This window comes from Pseudomonas violetae, from assembly GCF_023072615.1.
Classification (GTDB): domain Bacteria; phylum Pseudomonadota; class Gammaproteobacteria; order Pseudomonadales; family Pseudomonadaceae; genus Aquipseudomonas; species Aquipseudomonas violetae.
Map to the genome: position 1 here is coordinate 34,877 of NZ_JAKNRW010000013.1, position 19,604 is coordinate 54,480.

17 protein-coding genes are annotated in these 19,604 nt (G+C 61.0%); 16 read left to right on the forward strand and 1 reads right to left on the reverse strand.

Annotated elements, in window-relative coordinates:
• Positions 1-126 precede the first annotated feature (126 nt).
• The 16 genes from mraZ to lpxC all read left to right on the forward strand — a co-directional run bounded on the left by mraZ (position 127) and on the right by lpxC (position 17,939).
• Entirely contained in the window at positions 127-582 is a 456-nt protein-coding gene (mraZ, locus tag L9059_RS16730; RefSeq protein ID WP_008147486.1) for a division/cell wall cluster transcriptional repressor MraZ, read from the forward strand.
• The gene (gene rsmH, locus L9059_RS16735) at positions 579-1,526 is read left to right on the forward strand and encodes a 16S rRNA (cytosine(1402)-N(4))-methyltransferase RsmH (protein WP_428480279.1); all 948 of its coding nucleotides are present in this window, start codon (positions 579-581) and stop codon (positions 1,524-1,526) included. The genes mraZ and rsmH overlap by 4 nt, the downstream gene beginning before the upstream one ends.
• Positions 1,523-1,816, forward strand: coding sequence for a cell division protein FtsL (gene ftsL, locus L9059_RS16740; RefSeq protein ID WP_247292091.1), 294 nt, complete (start codon positions 1,523-1,525; stop codon positions 1,814-1,816). Before rsmH ends, ftsL begins: the two co-directional genes overlap by 4 nt.
• Positions 1,816-3,555: a peptidoglycan D,D-transpeptidase FtsI family protein gene (locus L9059_RS16745; protein WP_247292159.1), complete on the forward strand. Its 1,740-nt coding sequence runs from the start codon at positions 1,816-1,818 to the stop codon at positions 3,553-3,555. Before ftsL ends, L9059_RS16745 begins: the two co-directional genes overlap by 1 nt.
• The gene (locus L9059_RS16750; protein ID WP_247292092.1) at positions 3,555-5,018 is read left to right on the forward strand and encodes a UDP-N-acetylmuramoyl-L-alanyl-D-glutamate--2,6-diaminopimelate ligase; all 1,464 of its coding nucleotides are present in this window, start codon (positions 3,555-3,557) and stop codon (positions 5,016-5,018) included. Before L9059_RS16745 ends, L9059_RS16750 begins: the two co-directional genes overlap by 1 nt.
• Positions 5,011-6,378 (forward strand): UDP-N-acetylmuramoyl-tripeptide--D-alanyl-D-alanine ligase, encoded by a 1,368-nt coding sequence (locus L9059_RS16755; protein ID WP_247292093.1) that lies wholly within the window; start codon positions 5,011-5,013, stop codon positions 6,376-6,378. The genes L9059_RS16750 and L9059_RS16755 overlap by 8 nt, the downstream gene beginning before the upstream one ends.
• The gene (gene mraY / locus L9059_RS16760; RefSeq protein WP_045059287.1) at positions 6,378-7,460 is read left to right on the forward strand and encodes a phospho-N-acetylmuramoyl-pentapeptide-transferase; all 1,083 of its coding nucleotides are present in this window, start codon (positions 6,378-6,380) and stop codon (positions 7,458-7,460) included. Before L9059_RS16755 ends, mraY begins: the two co-directional genes overlap by 1 nt.
• Before the next feature lie 5 nt (positions 7,461-7,465).
• Positions 7,466-8,812, forward strand: a complete 1,347-nt coding sequence (gene murD, locus L9059_RS16765; protein WP_247292094.1) for a UDP-N-acetylmuramoyl-L-alanine--D-glutamate ligase — start codon at positions 7,466-7,468, stop codon at positions 8,810-8,812.
• Between the two features lie 2 nt (positions 8,813-8,814).
• Positions 8,815-10,026 (forward strand): putative lipid II flippase FtsW, encoded by a 1,212-nt coding sequence (gene ftsW, locus L9059_RS16770; protein ID WP_247292160.1) that lies wholly within the window; start codon positions 8,815-8,817, stop codon positions 10,024-10,026.
• Positions 10,016-11,086 (forward strand): undecaprenyldiphospho-muramoylpentapeptide beta-N-acetylglucosaminyltransferase, encoded by a 1,071-nt coding sequence (murG, locus tag L9059_RS16775; protein ID WP_247292095.1) that lies wholly within the window; start codon positions 10,016-10,018, stop codon positions 11,084-11,086. Before ftsW ends, murG begins: the two co-directional genes overlap by 11 nt.
• Positions 11,079-12,539: a UDP-N-acetylmuramate--L-alanine ligase gene (gene murC, locus L9059_RS16780; protein WP_122838790.1), complete on the forward strand. Its 1,461-nt coding sequence runs from the start codon at positions 11,079-11,081 to the stop codon at positions 12,537-12,539. The genes murG and murC overlap by 8 nt, the downstream gene beginning before the upstream one ends.
• Complete coding sequence (locus L9059_RS16785) at positions 12,536-13,492, forward strand: D-alanine--D-alanine ligase (protein WP_247292096.1); 957 nt, start codon at positions 12,536-12,538, stop codon at positions 13,490-13,492. Before murC ends, L9059_RS16785 begins: the two co-directional genes overlap by 4 nt.
• 4 nt (positions 13,493-13,496) lie before the next feature.
• The gene (locus L9059_RS16790) at positions 13,497-14,366 is read left to right on the forward strand and encodes a cell division protein FtsQ/DivIB (RefSeq protein WP_247292097.1); all 870 of its coding nucleotides are present in this window, start codon (positions 13,497-13,499) and stop codon (positions 14,364-14,366) included.
• 15 nt (positions 14,367-14,381) lie between these two features.
• The gene (gene ftsA / locus L9059_RS16795; protein WP_247292098.1) at positions 14,382-15,641 is read left to right on the forward strand and encodes a cell division protein FtsA; all 1,260 of its coding nucleotides are present in this window, start codon (positions 14,382-14,384) and stop codon (positions 15,639-15,641) included.
• A gap of 80 nt (positions 15,642-15,721) precedes the next feature.
• Complete coding sequence (gene ftsZ / locus L9059_RS16800; RefSeq protein ID WP_247292099.1) at positions 15,722-16,915, forward strand: cell division protein FtsZ; 1,194 nt, start codon at positions 15,722-15,724, stop codon at positions 16,913-16,915.
• A 112-nt stretch (positions 16,916-17,027) separates the two neighbouring features.
• Positions 17,028-17,939, forward strand: coding sequence for a UDP-3-O-acyl-N-acetylglucosamine deacetylase (gene lpxC / locus L9059_RS16805; RefSeq protein ID WP_045059296.1), 912 nt, complete (start codon positions 17,028-17,030; stop codon positions 17,937-17,939).
• Between the two features lie 114 nt (positions 17,940-18,053).
• On the opposite strand, the gene L9059_RS16810 is transcribed toward lpxC, so the two are convergent.
• A complete protein-coding gene (locus L9059_RS16810) occupies positions 18,054-19,553 on the reverse strand; it encodes a sensor domain-containing diguanylate cyclase (RefSeq protein ID WP_247292100.1) in 1,500 nt (499 codons plus the stop codon).
• Between the last annotated feature and the right edge of the window lie 51 nt (positions 19,554-19,604).

A 19,604-nucleotide genomic window follows, 5' to 3' on the forward strand; every position in this document is an offset into this window, starting at 1 on the left:
GACTTTTCCTTTACCGCGCGCCTTGACGGTGTGGTGGGCGCATTCCTATAGTGTGCGCAAGTGGCGGAAAGTGGCATGAAGTGGGTTTTTTGAGCTCAAAACGCTAAAATTTGGAGAAACGCTGACGTGTTTCGCGGAGCTAACGCTATCAGTCTCGATGCAAAGGGCCGTCTCGCTATGCCGAGCCGGTATCGCGACGAGCTTGTTTCGCGTAGTTCAGGGCAGTTAATCGTGACAATCGATGCCGTTGATCCATGTTTGTGTGTTTACCCCCTCGATGAGTGGGAGATTATCGAAACCAAACTGCGCGCACTGCCTTCGCTTCGCGAAGAAAACCGCCGCCTGCAACGTTTACTGATCGGTAATGCCGTCGACCTCGAGCTCGATGGCAGTGGTCGTTTTCTGGTTCCACCGCGTCTGCGTGAATATGCCAAGTTGGATAAGCGCGCGATGTTAGTAGGCCAGCTGAACAAGTTCCAATTATGGGACGAGGATGCCTGGGATGCGGTTTCTGCCGCTGACCTGGCTGCTATTCAACAACCGGGCGCCATGCCTGATGAACTGCGTGATTTAATTCTGTGACTATTGATAGCGGCTTCAACCACATCACCGTACTGCTTGACGAAGCCGTCGAGGCTCTTGCCGTACGCCCTGATGGCTGCTATCTGGACGGTACGTTCGGACGCGGCGGGCATAGCCGGTTGATTCTCAGCCAATTGGGGCCCGATGGCCGGTTGCTGGGGTTCGACAAAGATCCTCAAGCGATTGCCACAGGGCAAACGCTGGCGGCCGAAGACGGCCGCTTTGTCGTTGTGCAGCGCAGCTTTGCCGAGCTGGGTTCGGAAGTTGCCGAGCGCGGCCTGGCCGGCAAGGTCAGCGGCATTCTGCTGGACCTCGGCGTCTCTTCCCCGCAGCTTGACGACCCTGAGCGTGGCTTCAGTTTCCTCAACGATGGCCCGCTCGACATGCGCATGGATCCTTCGCGAGGGATCAGCGCTGCCGAATTCGTCAACACCGCGCCGGCGCAAGAGATCGCCCGGGTGTTCAAGGAATACGGCGAAGAACGTTTTTCCGGACGCATGGCCCGTGCTGTCGCCGAGCGTCGCGACATCAAGCCATTCGAACGCACCGCCGATCTGGCTGAAGTCCTGAAAGTGGCCAACCCGGCATGGGAGAAGGGCAAAAACCCAGCGACCCGTGCCTTCCAGGGCTTGCGTATCCACGTCAATAACGAACTGGGCGACTTGGAGGCCGGCCTTGAGGCCGCCCTGGAGTGCCTGGAAATCGGCGGCCGTCTGGTGGTGATCAGCTTTCACTCCCTGGAAGACCGCATCGTCAAGCTGTTCATGCGCAAGCTGGTGAAAGGCGAAGCTGACAACCTTCCGCGCAACCTGCCGGTGCGGCACGTCGCCTTCGAACCGAAAATCAAAGTCCATGGCAAAGCGCAGTCCGCCTCCGAGGCCGAACTCAAAGCCAACCCACGTTCCCGTAGTGCCGTCATGCGTGTCGCGGAGAAGTTGCGGTGAGCAAGCTTTTCGCCAAGCCACTTCCCGGCGGAAGCTTTTTCATGCTGCTGCTGTTTATAGGCGTGCTCGTGTCGGCCATTGGCGTGTCTTACAGTGCCCACTGGAACCGTCAGCTACTGAACTCGCTGTACAACGAATTGAGCGTTCGCGACAAGGCGCAGGCGGAGTGGGGCCGGCTGATTCTCGAGCAGAGCACCTGGACCGCGCATAGCAGAATCGAAGTCCTCGCCTCCGAGCAGTTGAAGATGCGCATTCCCGGCGCCGCTGAAGTACGAATGGTGGCGCCATGATGAAACTCGAAGGTGCACTGTTCCCATGGCGGTTTCGCCTGGTACTGGGCTTGCTCGGCGTCATGGTAGCGGCGATATGCTGGCGTATCATCGATCTGCAAATCGTCGACCGTGCTTTCCTGAAAGGCCAGGGCGATGCGCGCAGCATGCGGCACATTCCTATTCCGGCTCACCGAGGTCTGATCACCGACCGTAACGGCGAGCCCTTGGCCGTCAGTACTCCGGTCACCACCCTGTGGGCCAACGCAAAGGAAATGCAATTCGCCAAAGAGAGGTGGCCGGCTCTGGCGGCGGCTCTGGGACAAGACCCCAAAGCCCTGAGCGAGCGTCTCGAAGCCCAGGCCAATAAGGAGTTTATCTACCTGGTGCGTGGCCTGACCCCGGAGCAGGGCCAGTCGGTACTCGACCTGAAAGTGCCCGGCGTCTACGGCATCGAAGAGTTCCGGCGTTTTTATCCTGCCGGTGAAGTCACCGCGCACATGGTCGGGTTTACCGATATCGACGACCACGGTCGCGAAGGTGTCGAGCTAGCCTATGACGAATGGCTAGCCGGTGTCCCCGGCAAGCGCCAGGTCATCAAGGACCGGCGCGGCCGACTGATCAAGGATGTCCAAGTCACCAAAAACGCCAAGGCCGGCAAGCCCTTGGCGTTGTCAATTGACTTGCGCCTGCAGTACCTGGCCAACCGCGAGCTGCGCAACGCGATCATCGAGAATGGCGCCAAGGCCGGCAGCCTGGTGATCATGGATGTGAAGACCGGCGAGATCCTCGCCATGGTCAACCAGCCGACGTACAACCCGAACAACCGTCGCAACCTGCAGCCGGCGATGATGCGCAACCGCGCAATGATCGACGTGTTCGAGCCGGGTTCGACGATGAAAGCGATTTCCATGAGCGCCGCGATTGAATCCGGGCGCTGGAAACCGACCGATACCGTCGAGGTGTATCCGGGTACCTTGCGGATCGGTAAATACACCATCAAGGACGTATCCAGGTCCGAAGGCCCGGTACTCGACCTAACCGGTATCCTGATCAATTCCAGTAACGTCGGAATGAGCAAGATCGCGTTCGACATTGGCGGCGAAACCATTTTCCGCCTGGCACAGAAAGTCGGCCTCGGCCAGGACACCGGCCTGGGTTTTCCGGGTGAACGAGTCGGCAACCTGCCGAACTACCGCGAATGGCGCAAGGCTGAAACCGCCACGCTGTCTTACGGCTACGGTATTTCCGTTACTGCGATCCAGTTGGTTCACGCCTTTTCGGCCTTGGCCAACAACGGTCGCCTGGCGCCACTGACTCTGATCAAAACCGACAAGGCGCCGCAGACCACTCAAGTATTGCCTGAGGCGGTCGCGAAGACCATGCAGACCATGCTGCAACAGGTGATCGAGGCCCCGCGCGGCGTATTCCGTGCGCAGGTCCCGGCGTATCACGTGGGCGGCAAGTCAGGTACTGCGCGTAAAACGTCGGTCGGCACCAAGGGCTATGCCGAGAATTCCTATCGTTCGCTGTTCGCTGGCTTCGGCCCGATGAGCGATCCGCGCTACGCAATCGTTGTAGTCATTGATGAACCTACGAAAGCCGGTTACTTCGGCGGCCTGGTTTCGGCGCCGGTGTTCAGCAAAGTGATGTCCGGGACCTTGCGCCTGATGAACATCACCCCTGACAACCTGCCTGCGGTCCAGCAAGCCAATGCAACCCCGGCAGTTCCGCTGAAAGCCAATGGAGGGCGCGGCTGATGTCTCTAAGTCTGAACAAGATATTCGCCCACGCCGGTCGTGATCTGCTGATCCGCGAACTGACCCTGGATAGCCGCAATGTGCGGGCTGGCGACCTGTTCCTCGCTGTGCCTGGCGGCAAGTTTGACGGCCGTGCTCACATCAGTGATGCCTTGCAACGCGGCGCGGCAGCCGTGGCCTATGAAGTCGAAGGCGCCACCGTGCTGCCGATCACTGACGTGCCACTGATTCCGGTCAAGGGCCTGGCGGCGCAGCTATCGGATATCGCCGGACGATTTTATGGTGATCCGAGTCGCCACCTGAACCTGGTGGGCGTCACCGGCACCAATGGCAAGACCAGCGTTACCCAACTGGTTGCGCAAGCCCTGGACATGCTCGGCCAGCACTGCGGCATCGTCGGCACCCTGGGCAGCGGTTTCTACGGCGCCTTGGAAAGCGGTCTGCACACTACGCCAAACCCGATTGCCGTGCAGGCGACCCTCGCCGACTTGAAGAAAGCCGGGGCCAAGGCCGTGGCCATGGAAGTGTCCTCCCACGGCCTGGACCAAGGGCGAGTGACTGCCTTGGCGTTCGACGTGGCTGTGATGACTAACCTGTCCCGCGATCACCTCGATTACCACGGCACCATGCAGGCTTACGGCGAAGCCAAGGCGAAGCTGTTTGCCTGGAACGACCTGAAATGCCGCGTGGTCAATCTCGACGATGAGTTCGGTCGCCAGCTGGCTGCCGACAAACGCGAGTCGCGGCTGATCACCTATAGCCTCGAAGACGCCAGCGCCTATCTTTATTGCCGTGAAGCGTATTTCGACGACGAAGGCGTGCGCGCCACGTTGGTCACGCCCCAGGGCGAGCATCACCTGCGCAGCACGCTGCTCGGCCGTTTCAACCTGAGCAACGTGTTGGCCGCAGTCGGCGCCTTGCTCGGCCTGGATTACGCGCTCGACGAGATTCTCAAGGTGCTGCCCAAGCTGGAGGGGCCGGCCGGCCGCATGCAGCGCCTGGGCGGCGGTGTTCAACCGTTGGTGGTGGTCGATTACGCTCACACACCGGATGCGCTGGAAAAAGTTCTGACGGCCCTGCGTCCACACGCCAAAGGTCGCCTGTTGTGTCTGTTTGGCTGCGGCGGTGACCGCGATCGCGGCAAGCGCCCGCTGATGGCTGAAGTGGTCGAGCGCCTGGCGGACGGAGTGCTGGTCACCGACGACAACCCGCGTACCGAAGACCCAACGGTGATCTTCGACGACATTCGTGCCGGTTTCAGCGCTGTGGATAACGTGACTTTTGTTGCCGGTCGTGGCCAGGCGATTGCCCAACTGATCGCCAGCGCCTCGGCCGATGACGTCATCGTCCTGGCAGGTAAAGGCCACGAGGACTATCAGGAAATCAACGGCGAGCGCCAGCCGTTCTCCGACTTGGTCGAGGCCGGTCGTGCCCTGACTGCATGGGAGGTGGCCCGTGCTTGAAGCCTTGAAATTGAGCGAACTCACCGGCGCGCTGAATGCCCGCCTGGTCAACGCCGACGCGAGCTTCGCCGGTGTCAGTATCGATAGCCGGGCGATCCAGCCCGGCCAGTTGTTCGTGGCCCTGACCGGTCCGCGGTTCGACGGGCATGACTACCTGAATGACGTCGCCGCCAAAGGCGCAGTTGCAGCATTGGTCGAACGCGAAGTTGCCGACAGCCCACTGGCGCAACTGGTGGTGAAGGACACCCGCCAGGCCCTCGGCCAGTTGGGCGCGCTGAACCGTATCGCGTTCACCCAGCCCGTGGCGGCCATCACCGGTTCCAGCGGCAAGACCACGGTCAAGGAAATGCTCGCGAGCATCTTGCGCACCCGTGGTTCCGTGCTGGCCACCCGCGGCAATCTGAACAACGACCTGGGTGTGCCGCTGACCCTGCTCGAACTGGCGCCGGAACACTGCGCAGCAGTGATCGAGCTGGGTGCTTCGCGGCTCGGCGAAATCGCCTACACCGTCGCGATGACCAAGCCCCATGTCGCCGTGCTCAATAACGCGGGGACCGCCCACGTCGGCGAGTTTGGCGGGCCGGAAAAAATCGTCGAGGCCAAGGGCGAGATTATCGAAGGGCTGGATGCCGATGGCATCGCCGTGCTCAATCTAGATGACAAAGCCTTTGAAATCTGGATGACCCGCGCAGCCGGTCGCAAGGTGCTGACCTTTGCCCTGAGCAATGTCGCCGCCGACTTCTACGCCAGTGACCTGGACCGCGACGCTCGCGGCTGCCCGGCGTTCAACCTGCACAGTCCCGACGGTGTGGAGCGCGTTCAACTGAACCTGCTCGGCACCCATAACGTCGCCAATGCCATGGCTGCGGCAGCCGCTGCCCATGCGCTGGGTGTCTCCCTGTTCGGCATCGCCACCGGCCTCGGCGCGGTGCAACCGGTCAAGGGCCGCACCGTTGCGCAGCTGGCCAGCAATGGCATGCGCGTCATCGATGACACTTACAACGCGAACCCCACCTCAATGTGCGCCGCCGTTGATATACTCGCCGGCTTTTCCGGCCGCACCGTTCTGGTGCTCGGGGATATCGGCGAGTTGGGCGACTGGGCGGAGCAGGGGCACCGCGATGTGGGCGAGTACGCCCGCGACAAGGTATCTGCGCTTTATGCAGTGGGGCCAATGATGGCCCATGCCGTGAACGCGTTTGGCGAGCAAGCCCGTCACTTCAGCACCCAGGCTGAACTGATCCAGGCCCTCGGCGCCGAGCAAGACACCAACACCACCATTTTGATCAAGGGCTCGCGCAGCGCTGCGATGGAAAACATCGTTGCCGCTTTGTGCGGGTCCAGTTTGGAGAAACATTGATGCTGCTGCTGCTAGCGGAGTACATGCAACAGTTCTACAAAGGCTTCGCGGTCTTCCAGTACCTGACCCTGCGCGGGATTCTCGGTGTGCTGACCGCGCTGGTCCTTTCGCTGTGCTATGGCCCGTGGATGATTCGTACCCTGCAGAAGCGTCAGATCGGCCAATCGGTGCGTAACGACGGTCCGCAATCGCACCTGTCCAAGTCGGGCACCCCGACCATGGGCGGCGCGTTGATCCTGTCTTCGATCGGTGTCAGCACCTTGCTCTGGGCTGACCTGAGCAACCGCTATGTCTGGACGGTATTGCTGGTGACCCTGCTGTTCGGCGCGATCGGCTGGGTGGATGACTACCGCAAGGTGATCGAGAAAAACTCCCGTGGTCTACCAAGTCGCTGGAAATACTTCTGGCAGTCGGTGTTCGGCCTGGGCGCGGCGATCTTCCTGTTCATGACCGCCACCACGCCAGTGGAAACCACGCTGATCCTGCCGATGCTCAAGGACTACAGCATTCCATTGGGCGCGGGCTTCATTGTCCTGACCTACTTCGTGATCGTCGGCTCGAGCAACGCGGTCAACCTTACCGATGGCCTGGACGGTCTGGCGATCATGCCGACCGTCATGGTCGGTGGCGGCCTGGGGATCTTCTGCTACCTGTCGGGTAACGTGAAATTCGCTGAATACCTGCTGATCCCTTACGTGCCGGGCGCCGGTGAACTGATCGTATTCTGCGGCGCGCTGATTGGTGCGGGCCTGGGCTTCCTCTGGTTCAACACTTATCCGGCGCAAGTCTTCATGGGTGACGTCGGTGCGTTGGCGCTGGGCGCCGCCCTGGGCACCATCGCGGTCATCGTCCGCCAGGAAATCGTCCTGTTCATCATGGGCGGCGTGTTCGTGATGGAAACCCTGTCGGTGGTCATCCAGGTGGCCTCCTTCAAGTTGACCGGGCGCCGGGTGTTCCGCATGGCACCGATACACCACCACTTTGAACTCAAGGGCTGGCCCGAGCCGCGCGTGATCGTCCGATTCTGGATCATTACCGTGATTCTCGTACTGGTTGGCCTTGCCACCCTGAAGCTGAGGTAGAACGAGTGTCTCTGATCGCTTCTGACCACTTCCGCATCGTTGTCGGCCTCGGCAAGAGCGGCATGTCCCTGGTTCGCTTCCTGGCGAGCCGGGGCACGTCGTTTGCTGTGGCCGATACGCGGGAAAATCCACCGGAACTGGCCACGCTCAAGCGTGACTATCCGCACGTGGAAGTGCGTTGTGGCGAGCTTGATGTCGAGTTCCTGTGCCGTGCCGACGAGCTCTACGTGAGCCCCGGCCTGGCGCTGGCGACTCCGGCCCTGCAGGCCGCCGCCGCCCGAGGGGTGAAATTGTCCGGTGACATCGAACTGTTCGCGCGTAACGCGAAGGCGCCGATAGTCGCCATCAGTGGTTCCAACGCGAAAAGCACCGTGACCACCCTCGTTGGTGAGATGGCCGCAGCCGCCGGCAAGCGTGTGGCGGTCGGCGGCAACCTTGGCACGCCGGCGCTGGACCTGCTCGGCGACGACGTCGAGTTGTACGTCATGGAGCTGTCGAGCTTCCAGTTGGAAACCACCGATAACCTCGGTGCTGAAGTAGCGACCGTGCTCAACGTCAGCGAAGATCACATGGACCGCTACAGCGGCCTGCCGGCCTACCACCTGGCCAAGCACCGGATCTTCCGCGGCGCCCGGCAGTTCGTGGTTAACCGTCAGGACGCCCTGAGCCGTCCATTGATGGGTGAAGGCCAGCCTTGCTGGACCTTCGGCCTTAGCAAACCTGATTTCAAGGCATTCGGTATCCGCGAAGAAGATGGCGAGAAGTACCTGGCCTTCGAATTCCAGAACCTGCTGGCGGTGCGCGAATTGAAGATTCGCGGTGCCCACAACCAGTCCAACGCCTTGGCGGCATTGGCGCTGGGGCATGCGGTGGGCCTGCCGTTCGACGCCATGCTCTCGTGCCTGCGCACCTTCGCCGGCCTTGAGCATCGTTGCCAGTGGGTCCGTGACCTGGATGGCGTTGGCTACTACAACGACTCCAAGGCCACTAACGTAGGCGCTGCGCTGGCAGCCATCGAAGGCCTGGGCGCAGATATCGACGGCAAGGTCGTGCTGATCGCCGGTGGCGACGGCAAGGGCGCCGAGTTCAACGATCTGCGTGATCCGGTTGCGGCCAACTGCCGCGCCGTGATCCTGATGGGGCGCGACTGCGACAAGATCGGTGCGGCTGTTGGCAACCGTGTGCCGCTGATCCGCGTCGGGTCCCTGGTCGAGGCGGTGGAGCAATGCCGCGCCGCAGCCCATCCGGGTGACGTGGTGCTGCTGTCGCCGGCCTGTGCCAGTTTCGACATGTTCAAGAATTACGAAGACCGTGGTCACCAGTTCGTCCGCGCCGTGGAGGATCTGGCATGAGCCTGCTGAGTATCATCAAACCGTACCCGTCGCCGATTATCACCGGGCGCGGCATCGATCTCGACTTCCCGATGCTCGCCGGTTGTCTGGCATTACTGGGCCTGGGCCTGGTGATGATCGCCTCGGCGTCGACCGAAGTCGCCGCAGCACAGTCGGGCAGCGCCCTGTACTACATGATCCGCCACCTGATTTACGTGATGCTGGGCCTGGGCGCCTGCATCGTCACCATGATGGTCCCGATCGCTACCTGGCAGCGCCTGGGCTGGCTGATGTTGATTGGCGCGTTCGGCTTGCTGGTGATGGTGATCATCCCGGGCATCGGCCGTGAAGTGAACGGTTCGATGCGCTGGATTGGGTTCAGCTTTTTCAACGTGCAGCCTTCCGAGATCGCCAAGGTGTTCGTGGTGATTTACCTCGCCGGTTACCTGGTGCGGCGCCAGAAAGAAGTGCGTGAAAGCTGGATGGGCTTTTTCAAACCATTCATCGTGCTGTTGCCGATGGCCGGGCTATTGTTGATGGAGCCGGACTTCGGCGCCACCGTCGTGATGATGGGGGCCGCTGCGGCCATGCTGTTCCTTGGCGGGGTGGGGCTGTTTCGCTTCCTGCTGATGGTGCTGCTGGCCGTCGGTGCCGTGGTGCTGCTGATCCAGATGCAGCCGTATCGGATGGCGCGCCTGACCAACTTCGCCGACCCATGGGCCGACCAGTTCGGCGCCGGCTACCAGTTGTCCCAGGCGTTGATCGCTTTCGGTCGCGGCGAGTGGCTGGGCGTCGGCCTGGGCAACAGCGTGCAGAAGCAGTTCTACCTGCCGGAAGCCCACACCGACTTCGTGTTCTCGGTCCTGGCCGAAGAGCTGGGTGCAGTAGGCTCGCTGGTCACGGTTGCACTGTTTGCCTTCGTCTGCGTACGCGGCATGTACATCGGATACTGGGCGGAAAAAGCCAAGCAGTTTTTTGCGGCCTACATTGCCTATGGCCTGTCATTCCTGTGGATCGGTCAGTTCCTGATCAATATCGGCGTGAACGTCGGCCTGTTGCCAACCAAGGGCCTGACCCTCCCGTTTCTGAGCTATGGCGGCAGTTCGCTGGTGATCTGCTGTGCCTGTCTGGGCCTGCTGCTGCGCATCGAATGGGAGAGTCGAACCCATCTGGGTAGCGAAGAGATGGAGTTCCAGGAAAGCGACTTCGCCGAGGAGCCGACCCATGGGCGCTAACGTGCTGATCATGGCGGGCGGCACCGGTGGCCACGTGTTCCCGGCGCTGGCCTGTGCACGCGAATTCCAGGCCCGCGGGTATACCGTGCATTGGCTCGGCACCCCGCGTGGCATCGAGAACGAACTGGTGCCGATGGCCGGTATCGAGCTGCACCGCATCAATGCCAGCGGTCTGCGTGGCAAGGGCAAGCTGTCGCTGCTCAAGGCCCCGATCATGTTGCTCAAGTCGGTCTGGCAGGCGCGGGCGATCATTCGCCAACTGCGGCCGGTCTGCGTGGTCGGCTTTGGTGGCTATGTGACCGGTCCTGGCGGTGTTGCCGCCAAATGGGCTGGCGTGCCGGTGATCGTTCATGAGCAGAACGCCGTGGCCGGTACCGCCAATCGATTACTGGTGCCGTTGGCCGCTCGGGTGTGTGAAGCCTTCCCCGACACCTTTACCCTGTCGGACAGCCGCCGTACCACCGGTAACCCGGTACGTACCGAGCTGTTCCTCGAAACACCGCGTTCGGCCCTGGCCGGGCGCAAGGCGCGTTTGCTGATCCTGGGCGGAAGCCTGGGCGCAGAGCCATTGAACAAGTTGCTGCCTGAAGCCCTGGCCCAAGTCGCTGCCGACCTGCGCCCTGAAGTGTTTCATCAGGCCGGCAAAAACCACGATGAAGTGACTGCAGAGCGCTATCGCGCGGCCGGCGTCGAGGCGCAGGTGCAGCCTTTCATCAAAGACATGGCCCAAGCCTATGGCTGGGCCGACCTGGTGGTGTGCCGCGCAGGCGCGCTGACCATCAGTGAACTGGCTGCCGCCGGTCTGCCCTCGATGCTGGTGCCTTTGCCCCACGCCATTGACGATCACCAGACCCGCAATGCCGACTATTTGGCCCGTGAAGGCGCTGCCTTCCTGATGCCACAAAGAACGACCGGCGCTGCGGATCTTGCCGCACGCCTGACAGAGGTCCTGATGCAACCACAACGACTCAATGACATGGCCTCCGCCGCTCGCCGCCTGGCCAAACCAGACGCCACTCGCAACGTTGTCGATACCTGCCTGGAGGTGGCCCATGGTTGAGAATCAGAAAGCCATGCCACATCCGGAAATGCGCCGCATCCGTCGCATCCACTTCGTCGGTATCGGCGGCGTGGGCATGTGCGGGATTGCCGAAGTGTTGTTGAACCTGGGTTATGAAGTGTCCGGTTCCGACCTGAAGGCTTCGCCGGTGACCGAGCGCCTGGAATCCTTTGGTGCCCACATTTACATCGGCCACCGCGCCGAGAACGCCGCGACGGCCGATGTGCTGGTCACCTCCAGCGCCGTGAACACCTCCAACCCGGAAGTCGCCACCGCCCTGGAACGTCGAATTCCAGTGGTGCCGCGCGCCGAAATGCTGGCTGAGCTGATGCGCTACCGTCACGGCATCGCCGTCGCCGGTACCCACGGCAAAACCACCACTACCAGCCTGATCGCGTCGGTGTTCGCCGCTGGCGGCCTGGACCCGACGTTCGTCATCGGTGGGCGTCTGAATGCAGCGGGTACCAATGCACAACTGGGTACCAGCCGTTACCTGATCGCCGAAGCCGATGAAAGCGACGCCAGTTTCCTGCACTTGCAGCCGCTGGTAGCTGTGGTCACCAACATCGACGCCGATCACATGGCGACCTACGACGGTGACTTCAACAAGCTGAAGAAAACCTTTGTCGAGTTCCTTCACAACCTGCCGTTCTACGGTCTGGCGGTGGTGTGCCTGGACGATCCCGTGGTCCGCGAAATCCTTCCACTGGTTAAACGTCCGACCGTCACCTACGGCTTCGGCGACGACTGCGACGTGCGCGCGATCAATGTGCGCCAGCAAGGCATGCAGACCTTCTTCACCGTGCTGCGCCCTGAGCGCGAGCCGCTGGATGTCTCGGTGAACATGCCGGGTAATCACAACGTCTTGAACGCCCTGGCGACCATCTGCATCGCCACCGACGAAGGCGTCAGCGATGAGGCCATCGTTCAGGGCCTGTCAGGGTTCCAGGGTGTCGGCCGACGCTTCCAGGTCTACGGCGAACTGCCGGTGGACGGCGGCAACGTGATGCTGGTGGACGACTACGGGCACCACCCGACCGAGGTCGCCGCGGTGATCAAGGCCGTGCGCGGTGGCTGGCCTGAGCGCCGCCTGGTGATGGTCTACCAGCCGCACCGCTACAGCCGCACCCGCGACCTGTACGACGATTTTGTCAATGTATTGGCCGACGCGAACGTGCTGCTGCTGATGGAAGTCTATCCGGCCGGTGAAGAACCGATCCCGGGTGCCGACAGCCGCAAGTTATGCAACAGCATCCGCCAGCGCGGCCAGTTGGACCCGATCTACATCGAACGTGGTGTGGATCTCGCACCCATCGTCAAGCCGCTGCTGCGCGCCGGCGACATCCTGCTGTGTCAGGGCGCGGGCGACATCGGTGGCCTGGCCCCGAAACTGTTGAACAGTCCGTTATTCGTTGGTGCCGTTGCTGCGCCGAGCGTGGGGAAGTTGAAATGACCGCTGCATACGCCAACCTCTTTTCCACCATCGCGCCGAAAGACTTCGGTCGGGTGGCCGTGCTGTTCGGTGGCAAGAGCGCCGAGCGCGAGGTGTCCCTCAAGTCGGGTAACGCCGTCCTCGAGGCGCTGCAAAGCGCTGGAGTCGATGCGTTTGGTCTCGACGTGGGCGATGATTTGTTGCAGCGCCTGCTGAACGAAAAGATCGACCGCGCCTTCATCATTCTTCACGGTCGTGGCGGTGAAGACGGCAGCATGCAGGGCCTGCTCGAATGCCTGGGCATCCCGTACACCGGCAGCGGCATCCTCGCTTCGGCATTGGCCATGGACAAGCTGCGTACCAAACAGGTGTGGCACAGCCTCGGCATTCCGACGCCGCGTCACGCCGTGCTGTGCAACGAGGCCGATTGTATTTCTGCGGCGACGGAACTGGGCTTCCCTTTAATCGTCAAACCGGCCCATGAAGGTTCAAGTATCGGCATGGCCAAAGTGACTTCCACGTCCGAGTTGATCGACGCCTGGAAAGCGGCCAGTACCTACGATTCGCAAGTGTTGGTCGAGCAATGGATTCACGGTCCGGAGTTCACCATCGCCACCCTGCGTGACCAGGTGTTGCCTCCGATTGCCCTGGGCACGACCCATAGCTTCTACGACTACGACGCCAAGTACGTGGCTTCCGATACCCAGTACCGGATTCCCTGCGGGCTCGACAGCAACAAAGAGAAAGAACTGATCGACCTCACGGCGAAAGCCTGTGAGGCGCTGGGTATCGCCGGTTGGGGCAGGGCAGACGTGATGCAGGACGCCGATGGGCAGTTCTGGTTTCTCGAAGTCAACACCGCGCCGGGCATGACCGATCACAGCCTGGTGCCGATGGCGGCCCGTGCTGCCGGTCTGGATTTCCAGCAACTGGTTCTGGCCATTTTGGCCGCCAGCCTAGAGCCGCGAGGTTAAGAACATGCAAGGCGCCCAGCTGAGACATCAGCCTCCCGCACCGCCCGGCCGCAAGCCGGTGCCGCGGGGTGCAAGCCGAATGGTGGCCAAAGAGCCGATGTCCGCGCGCCTGCCGAAAGCCAACTTCGGTTTTCTTAAAGCCCTGTTCTGGCCGGTACTGCTGATAGCTCTGGGGGTCGGTACTTACGAAGGTGCGCAGCGTCTGCTGCCGTACGCCGACCGGCCGATCACCAAGATCGCCGTACAAGGCGACCTGAGCTACATCAGCCAGCAAGCGGTGCAGCAACGGATCGCCCCTTTTGTGGCGGCGAGCTTCTTCACCATCGACCTGGCGAGCATGCGCACCGAGCTGGAACAGATGCCATGGATTGCCCATGCCGAAGTGCGTCGGGTATGGCCGGATCAGGTAGTGATTCGCCTGGAAGAGCAACTGCCGGTGGCCCGTTGGGGCGACGAGTCGTTGCTGAACAACCAGGGCCAGGCATTCACCCCGCGCGAGCTGGCGAACTACGAACACTTGCCACAGCTGTTTGGCCCACAACGGGCCCAGCAGCAGGTGATGCAGCAGTACCAGGTGCTGAGCCAGATGCTCAGACCGTTGGGCTTCTCGATTGCACGGCTGGAATTGCGTGAGCGCGGCAGCTGGTTCCTGACCACCGGAGCCGGCAGTGCGGGCCCGGGCATCGAGCTACTGCTGGGACGCGGCAACCTGTTGGAGAAGATGCGCCGTTTTATCGCCATCTATGACAAGACGCTTAAAGAACAGATTACGAACATTGCGCGCATCGATCTGCGCTACGCCAACGGCCTCGCTGTTGGCTGGCGGGAACCTGTAGCGCCCACGACAGCCCAACCCGCTGTCGCGAAGAATTAAGAAGAGGCAGGACCCATGGCAAACGTGCAAAGCGGCAAAATGATCGTCGGTCTGGATATCGGCACTTCCAAGGTGGTGGCGCTGGTCGGCGAGGTCGCGGACGATGGCACGCTGGAAATCGTCGGGATCGGTACGCACCCATCCCGCGGCCTGAAGAAAGGCGTGGTGGTGAACATCGAGTCCACCGTGCAATCGATCCAGCGCGCAATCGAAGAAGCGCAGCTGATGGCCGGTTGCCGGATCCACTCGGCGTTCGTCGGCGTGGCGGGCAATCACATCCGCAGCCTGAACTCCCACGGCATCGTGGCGATTCGAGATCGTGAAGTCAGCTCCGCCGACCTCGAGCGCGTTCTCGACGCCGCCCAGGCCGTGGCGATCCCGGCTGACCAGCGAGTGCTGCACACCCTGCCGCAGGATTACGTGATCGATAACCAGGAAGGTGTACGTGAGCCCCTGGGCATGTCCGGCGTTCGCCTGGAAGCCAAGGTCCACGTGGTCACCTGCGCCGTCAACGCTGCTCAGAACATTGAGAAATGCGTGCGTCGCTGCGGCCTGGAAATCGACGACATCATTCTCGAGCAGCTGGCTTCGGCCTATTCGGTGCTGACCGACGACGAGAAAGAACTGGGTGTGTGCCTGGTGGACATCGGCGGCGGCACCACCGACATCGCGATCTTCACCGAAGGCGCGATCCGTCACACCGCCGTGATCCCGATTGCCGGTGATCAGGTGACCAACGACATCGCCATGGCGTTGCGCACCCCGACCCAGTACGCCGAAGAGATCAAGATTCGGTACGCGTGCGCCTTGGCCAAGCTGGCCGGTGCTGGCGAGACCATCAAGGTGCCAAGCGTTGGCGACCGTCCACCGCGCGAACTGTCCCGCCAGGCCCTGGCCGAAGTGGTCGAGCCGCGTTACGACGAACTGTTCACCCTGATCCAGGCCGAGTTGCGTCGCAGCGGCTACGAAGACCTGATCCCGGCCGGCATCGTGCTGACCGGCGGCACCTCGAAAATGGAAGGCGCGGTTGAACTGGCCGAGGAAATCTTCCACATGCCGGTCCGCCTGGGCGTGCCCCATGGCGTCAAGGGCCTGGATGACGTGGTGCGTAACCCGATCTACTCCACCGGCGTTGGCCTGTTGATGTACGGCCTGCAGAAGCAGTCTGACGGGATTTCGTTCTCGGGAATCAGCAGCCGCGACAGTTATAGCAACGAAGAACCGAAAGCCGCCTTGCTCGATCGCATCAAGAGCTGGGTTCAAGGCAACTTCTAACGAAGCAGTTTCAAGTGGCACAAGCGGCAAGCAGTAAAAGCAGTAGGCGAAAAAACTAGAGAATGTAAAGGAGAGGGAAAATGTTCGAACTCGTAGACAACATCCCCGCAAGCCCGGTCATCAAAGTTATCGGTGTTGGCGGAGGCGGCGGCAACGCTGTCAACCATATGGTCAAGAGCAACATTGAAGGCGTTGAATTCATCTGCGCCAACACTGATGCCCAGGCGCTGAAATCCATCGGCGCGCGGACCATCCTGCAACTGGGCACCGGCGTGACCAAAGGTCTCGGCGCTGGCGCCAACCCTGAAGTAGGTCGTCAGGCCGCTCTCGAAGATCGTGAGCGCATTGCCGAAGTCCTGCAGGGCACCAATATGGTGTTCATCACCACTGGCATGGGTGGTGGTACCGGTACCGGTGCTGCGCCGATCATTGCTGAAGTGGCCAAGGAAATGGGGATTCTCACCGTTGCGGTGGTGACTCGTCCGTTCCCGTTCGAAGGCCGCAAGCGCATGCAGATCGCCGACGAAGGTATCCGTCTGCTGTCTGAAAGCGTCGACTCGTTGATCACCATCCCCAACGAGAAGCTGCTGACCATCCTTGGTAAGGACGCCAGCCTGCTGTCGGCTTTCGCCAAGGCAGACGATGTACTGGCCGGCGCCGTTCGCGGTATTTCCGACATCATCAAGCGTCCAGGCATGATCAACGTCGACTTTGCCGACGTACGTACCGTGATGAGCGAAATGGGCATGGCGATGATGGGCACTGGCTGCGCCAGCGGTCCGAACCGTGCTCGCGAGGCTACCGAAGCGGCCATTCGCAACCCGTTGCTGGAAGACGTGAACCTGCAAGGTGCACGCGGCATCCTGGTGAACATCACCGCCGGTCCTGACCTTTCCCTGGGTGAGTACTCCGACGTGGGTAGCATCATCGAAGCCTTCGCTTCCGAACACGCAATGGTCAAGGTCGGTACCGTTATCGACCCTGACATGCGCGACGAACTGCACGTGACGGTGGTTGCTACCGGTCTGGGCGCGAAAATCGAGAAGCCTGTCAAGGTTATCGACAACACCATGCACACGTCCGTGGCTTCCCAGCCACAGCAACAGGCACCCGCTCGTCAGGAAGCTCCTGCCGTGAACTACCGTGATCTGGACCGTCCGACCGTCATGCGTAACCAGGCCCAGGCCGGTGCTGCGACTGCCGCGAAGATGAATCCGCAAGATGACCTGGACTACCTGGACATCCCGGCTTTCCTGCGTCGTCAGGCCGATTGATGGAATGTATCAGGGCTATGAAGGTGATTGGTGTTCAGCAAAGGTCTGGTCTGCTATTATCGCCAGCCTTTGTTGATACCAGTTCGCAAATTGCGCTGAAGCGGCCCAAGCCATGATTAAACAACGCACACTGAAAAATATTATCCGTGCCACAGGTGTAGGCCTGCACTCCGGGGAGAAGGTATACCTGACCCTCAAGCCCGCACCTATCGACACCGGCATTGTGTTTTGTCGTGCCGATCTCGACCCTGTGGTGCAGATTCCTGCCCGCGCGGAAAACGTTGGTGAAACCACGATGTCGACCACGCTGGTCAGTGGTGACACCAAAGTGGATACGGTGGAGCACTTGCTCTCGGCCATGGCTGGCCTGGGCATCGATAACGCCTACGTCGAGCTCTCCGCGTCCGAAGTTCCAATCATGGATGGTAGCGCTGGACCTTTCGTATTCCTGATTCAGTCGGCTGGCCTGGAAGAACAGGACGCCGCCAAGAAATTCATCCGCATCCTGCGCGAAGTGACAGTGGAAGACGGCGACAAGCGCGCCACTTTCGTCCCTTTCGAAGGTTTCAAGGTGAGTTTCGAGATCGATTTCGATCACCCGGTTTTCCGTGACCGCACACAAAGTGCAAGCGTGGATTTTTCCAGTACTTCGTTTGTAAAAGAAGTCAGCCGCGCCCGTACCTTTGGTTTCATGAGTGACATCGAGTACCTGCGCAAGCACAACCTCGCACTCGGCGGCAGCGTTGAAAACGCTATTGTGGTCGACGCGGATGGCGTACTGAACGAAGACGGCCTTCGCTATGAAGACGAATTCGTGAAGCACAAGATCCTCGATGCTATTGGTGACCTCTACCTGCTGGGCAATAGCCTGATAGGTGAGTTCAAGGGCTTCAAGTCCGGACATGCATTGAACAACCAGCTGCTGCGCAAGTTGATTGAGCAGACAGATGCTTGGGAAGTCGTGACTTTCGAAGACGCCAGCACTGCACCGATCTCTTACATGCGTCCAGTCGCGGCCGTGTAAGTAAAAACCTCTCTAGTTTTTAAGGGCTGCCTTCGGGTGGCCTTTTTTTATGATCCGATTTTTTGTGGCGCCTGGGCTGACCTTTTCGCGAGCAAGTCAATCAACTAAAAATCGTCAGCCGGCAACCACCCGATTCCGCCCATTTTCCTTGGCCTGATACAGCGCCTTGTCCGCCGTAAACAATAGCTGCTCCAGGGTCGCTTCCGTCTGGGTGGTCCAGGTGCTGATACCGATACTGACCGTCATCGGTAACTCGTCTCCCTCCACCTTCGGCAACTGTTCCACCGCCGCCCGGATCTTTTCGGCAATGAGCTGTGCGCCTGCGCTATCGGTTTCCGCCAGGATCACCGAAAACTCCTCGCCACCGTAGCGCGCCACCAGGTCTGCAGGGCGCCGCACATTGGCCGCGATTACCTTGGCGACTATGCGCAAAGCCTCGTCACCCCCTTGATGGCCATGACGATCATTGAAGGCCTTGAAGTGATCGGCATCGATCATCAGCACCGACAGTGGCTGGCCTGAACGTTGCGCGCGGAACCATTCGTGGCGCAGGGTCAGATCGAGGATCCGGCGGTTGGCGACCCCGGTCAGGGCGTCGGTGGCGGCCAGTTGCGCCAGCTCCTGCTCGGCGTGATGGCGCAAGCCCAGCTCCCGACACAGCAACCAGCTAAGCCACAGCAAGCCAATACACAGCACGCCCGTTGCCCCACTGATCACTAGCGCCGTGCGCTGCCAGGCCGCAAACACGTCGTTGCCGGACAGCGCGACGATGACCGTCAGCGGCAGGTTGCCGACCCGGGAAAAGGTATAGAGACGTTGCTGGCCATCGATGCTTGAAACGCTCTCGAAGCTGCCACTGCCCTCGCGCAGGATGCGCACGACATTGGGGCGGTTGGCGAAGCTCTTGCCGATCGAGTCATGCTCCAGGTAGGGCTTCTGCGCCAAGAGGATGCCTGCGTCGTCGATGATGTTCAGCGTGCTGTCGCTGCCAATGTACAGGCTGTTGAACAATTGGTCGAAATAGGCCAGGCGCATCGATGCCACGGCCACGCCCAAGAACTCCCCGGTCGGCGAGGCAATGCGCCGGCTGAAGCTGATTCGCCATTCATTGTTGTCTTCGCAATCGCACCGGGGCTTGAACGGGCGGCTGATGAACATACCGCTGTCGGTGTTGCTGACGTGGGCTTGAAAGTAGTCGCGGTCGGCGAAATTGCCCGGCCGGGGCTCTATCAGGGATGAGTCGGCGAGTACCTCGCCATGCTTGTCGAGCAGCAGGATATCGCCCTTGAATCGGGCGGTAGTGGAGCGGTCGAACAGCACCAGGTGACGGATCTGCGGTGACACCTGGCGCAGGTCGTGCCGCTGCGCGGCAGATATCAGACCTTGCAGGGTCAGGTCGTAGAGCTCGATGGTGCGCAGCACGTCGGCATCGATGAGTTGTGCAATCGTGGTCGCACTGCGGGTGGCGGCCTCCTTGGCGCCCGCATGTTCGCGGATCAACAGGAAGGTGACGATACCCAGAATCGCGATAACCGTCAGTGTGCTGCCGAGGATCACCATGAGTTCAGGTCGACCGGTCTTGCCTGAGACTTGAGGGAGGCGACTGGCGATCATGGGATGAGGTCTGCGTGAACTTCGGTTAGGTCTTTGTAGGAGCGAGCTTGC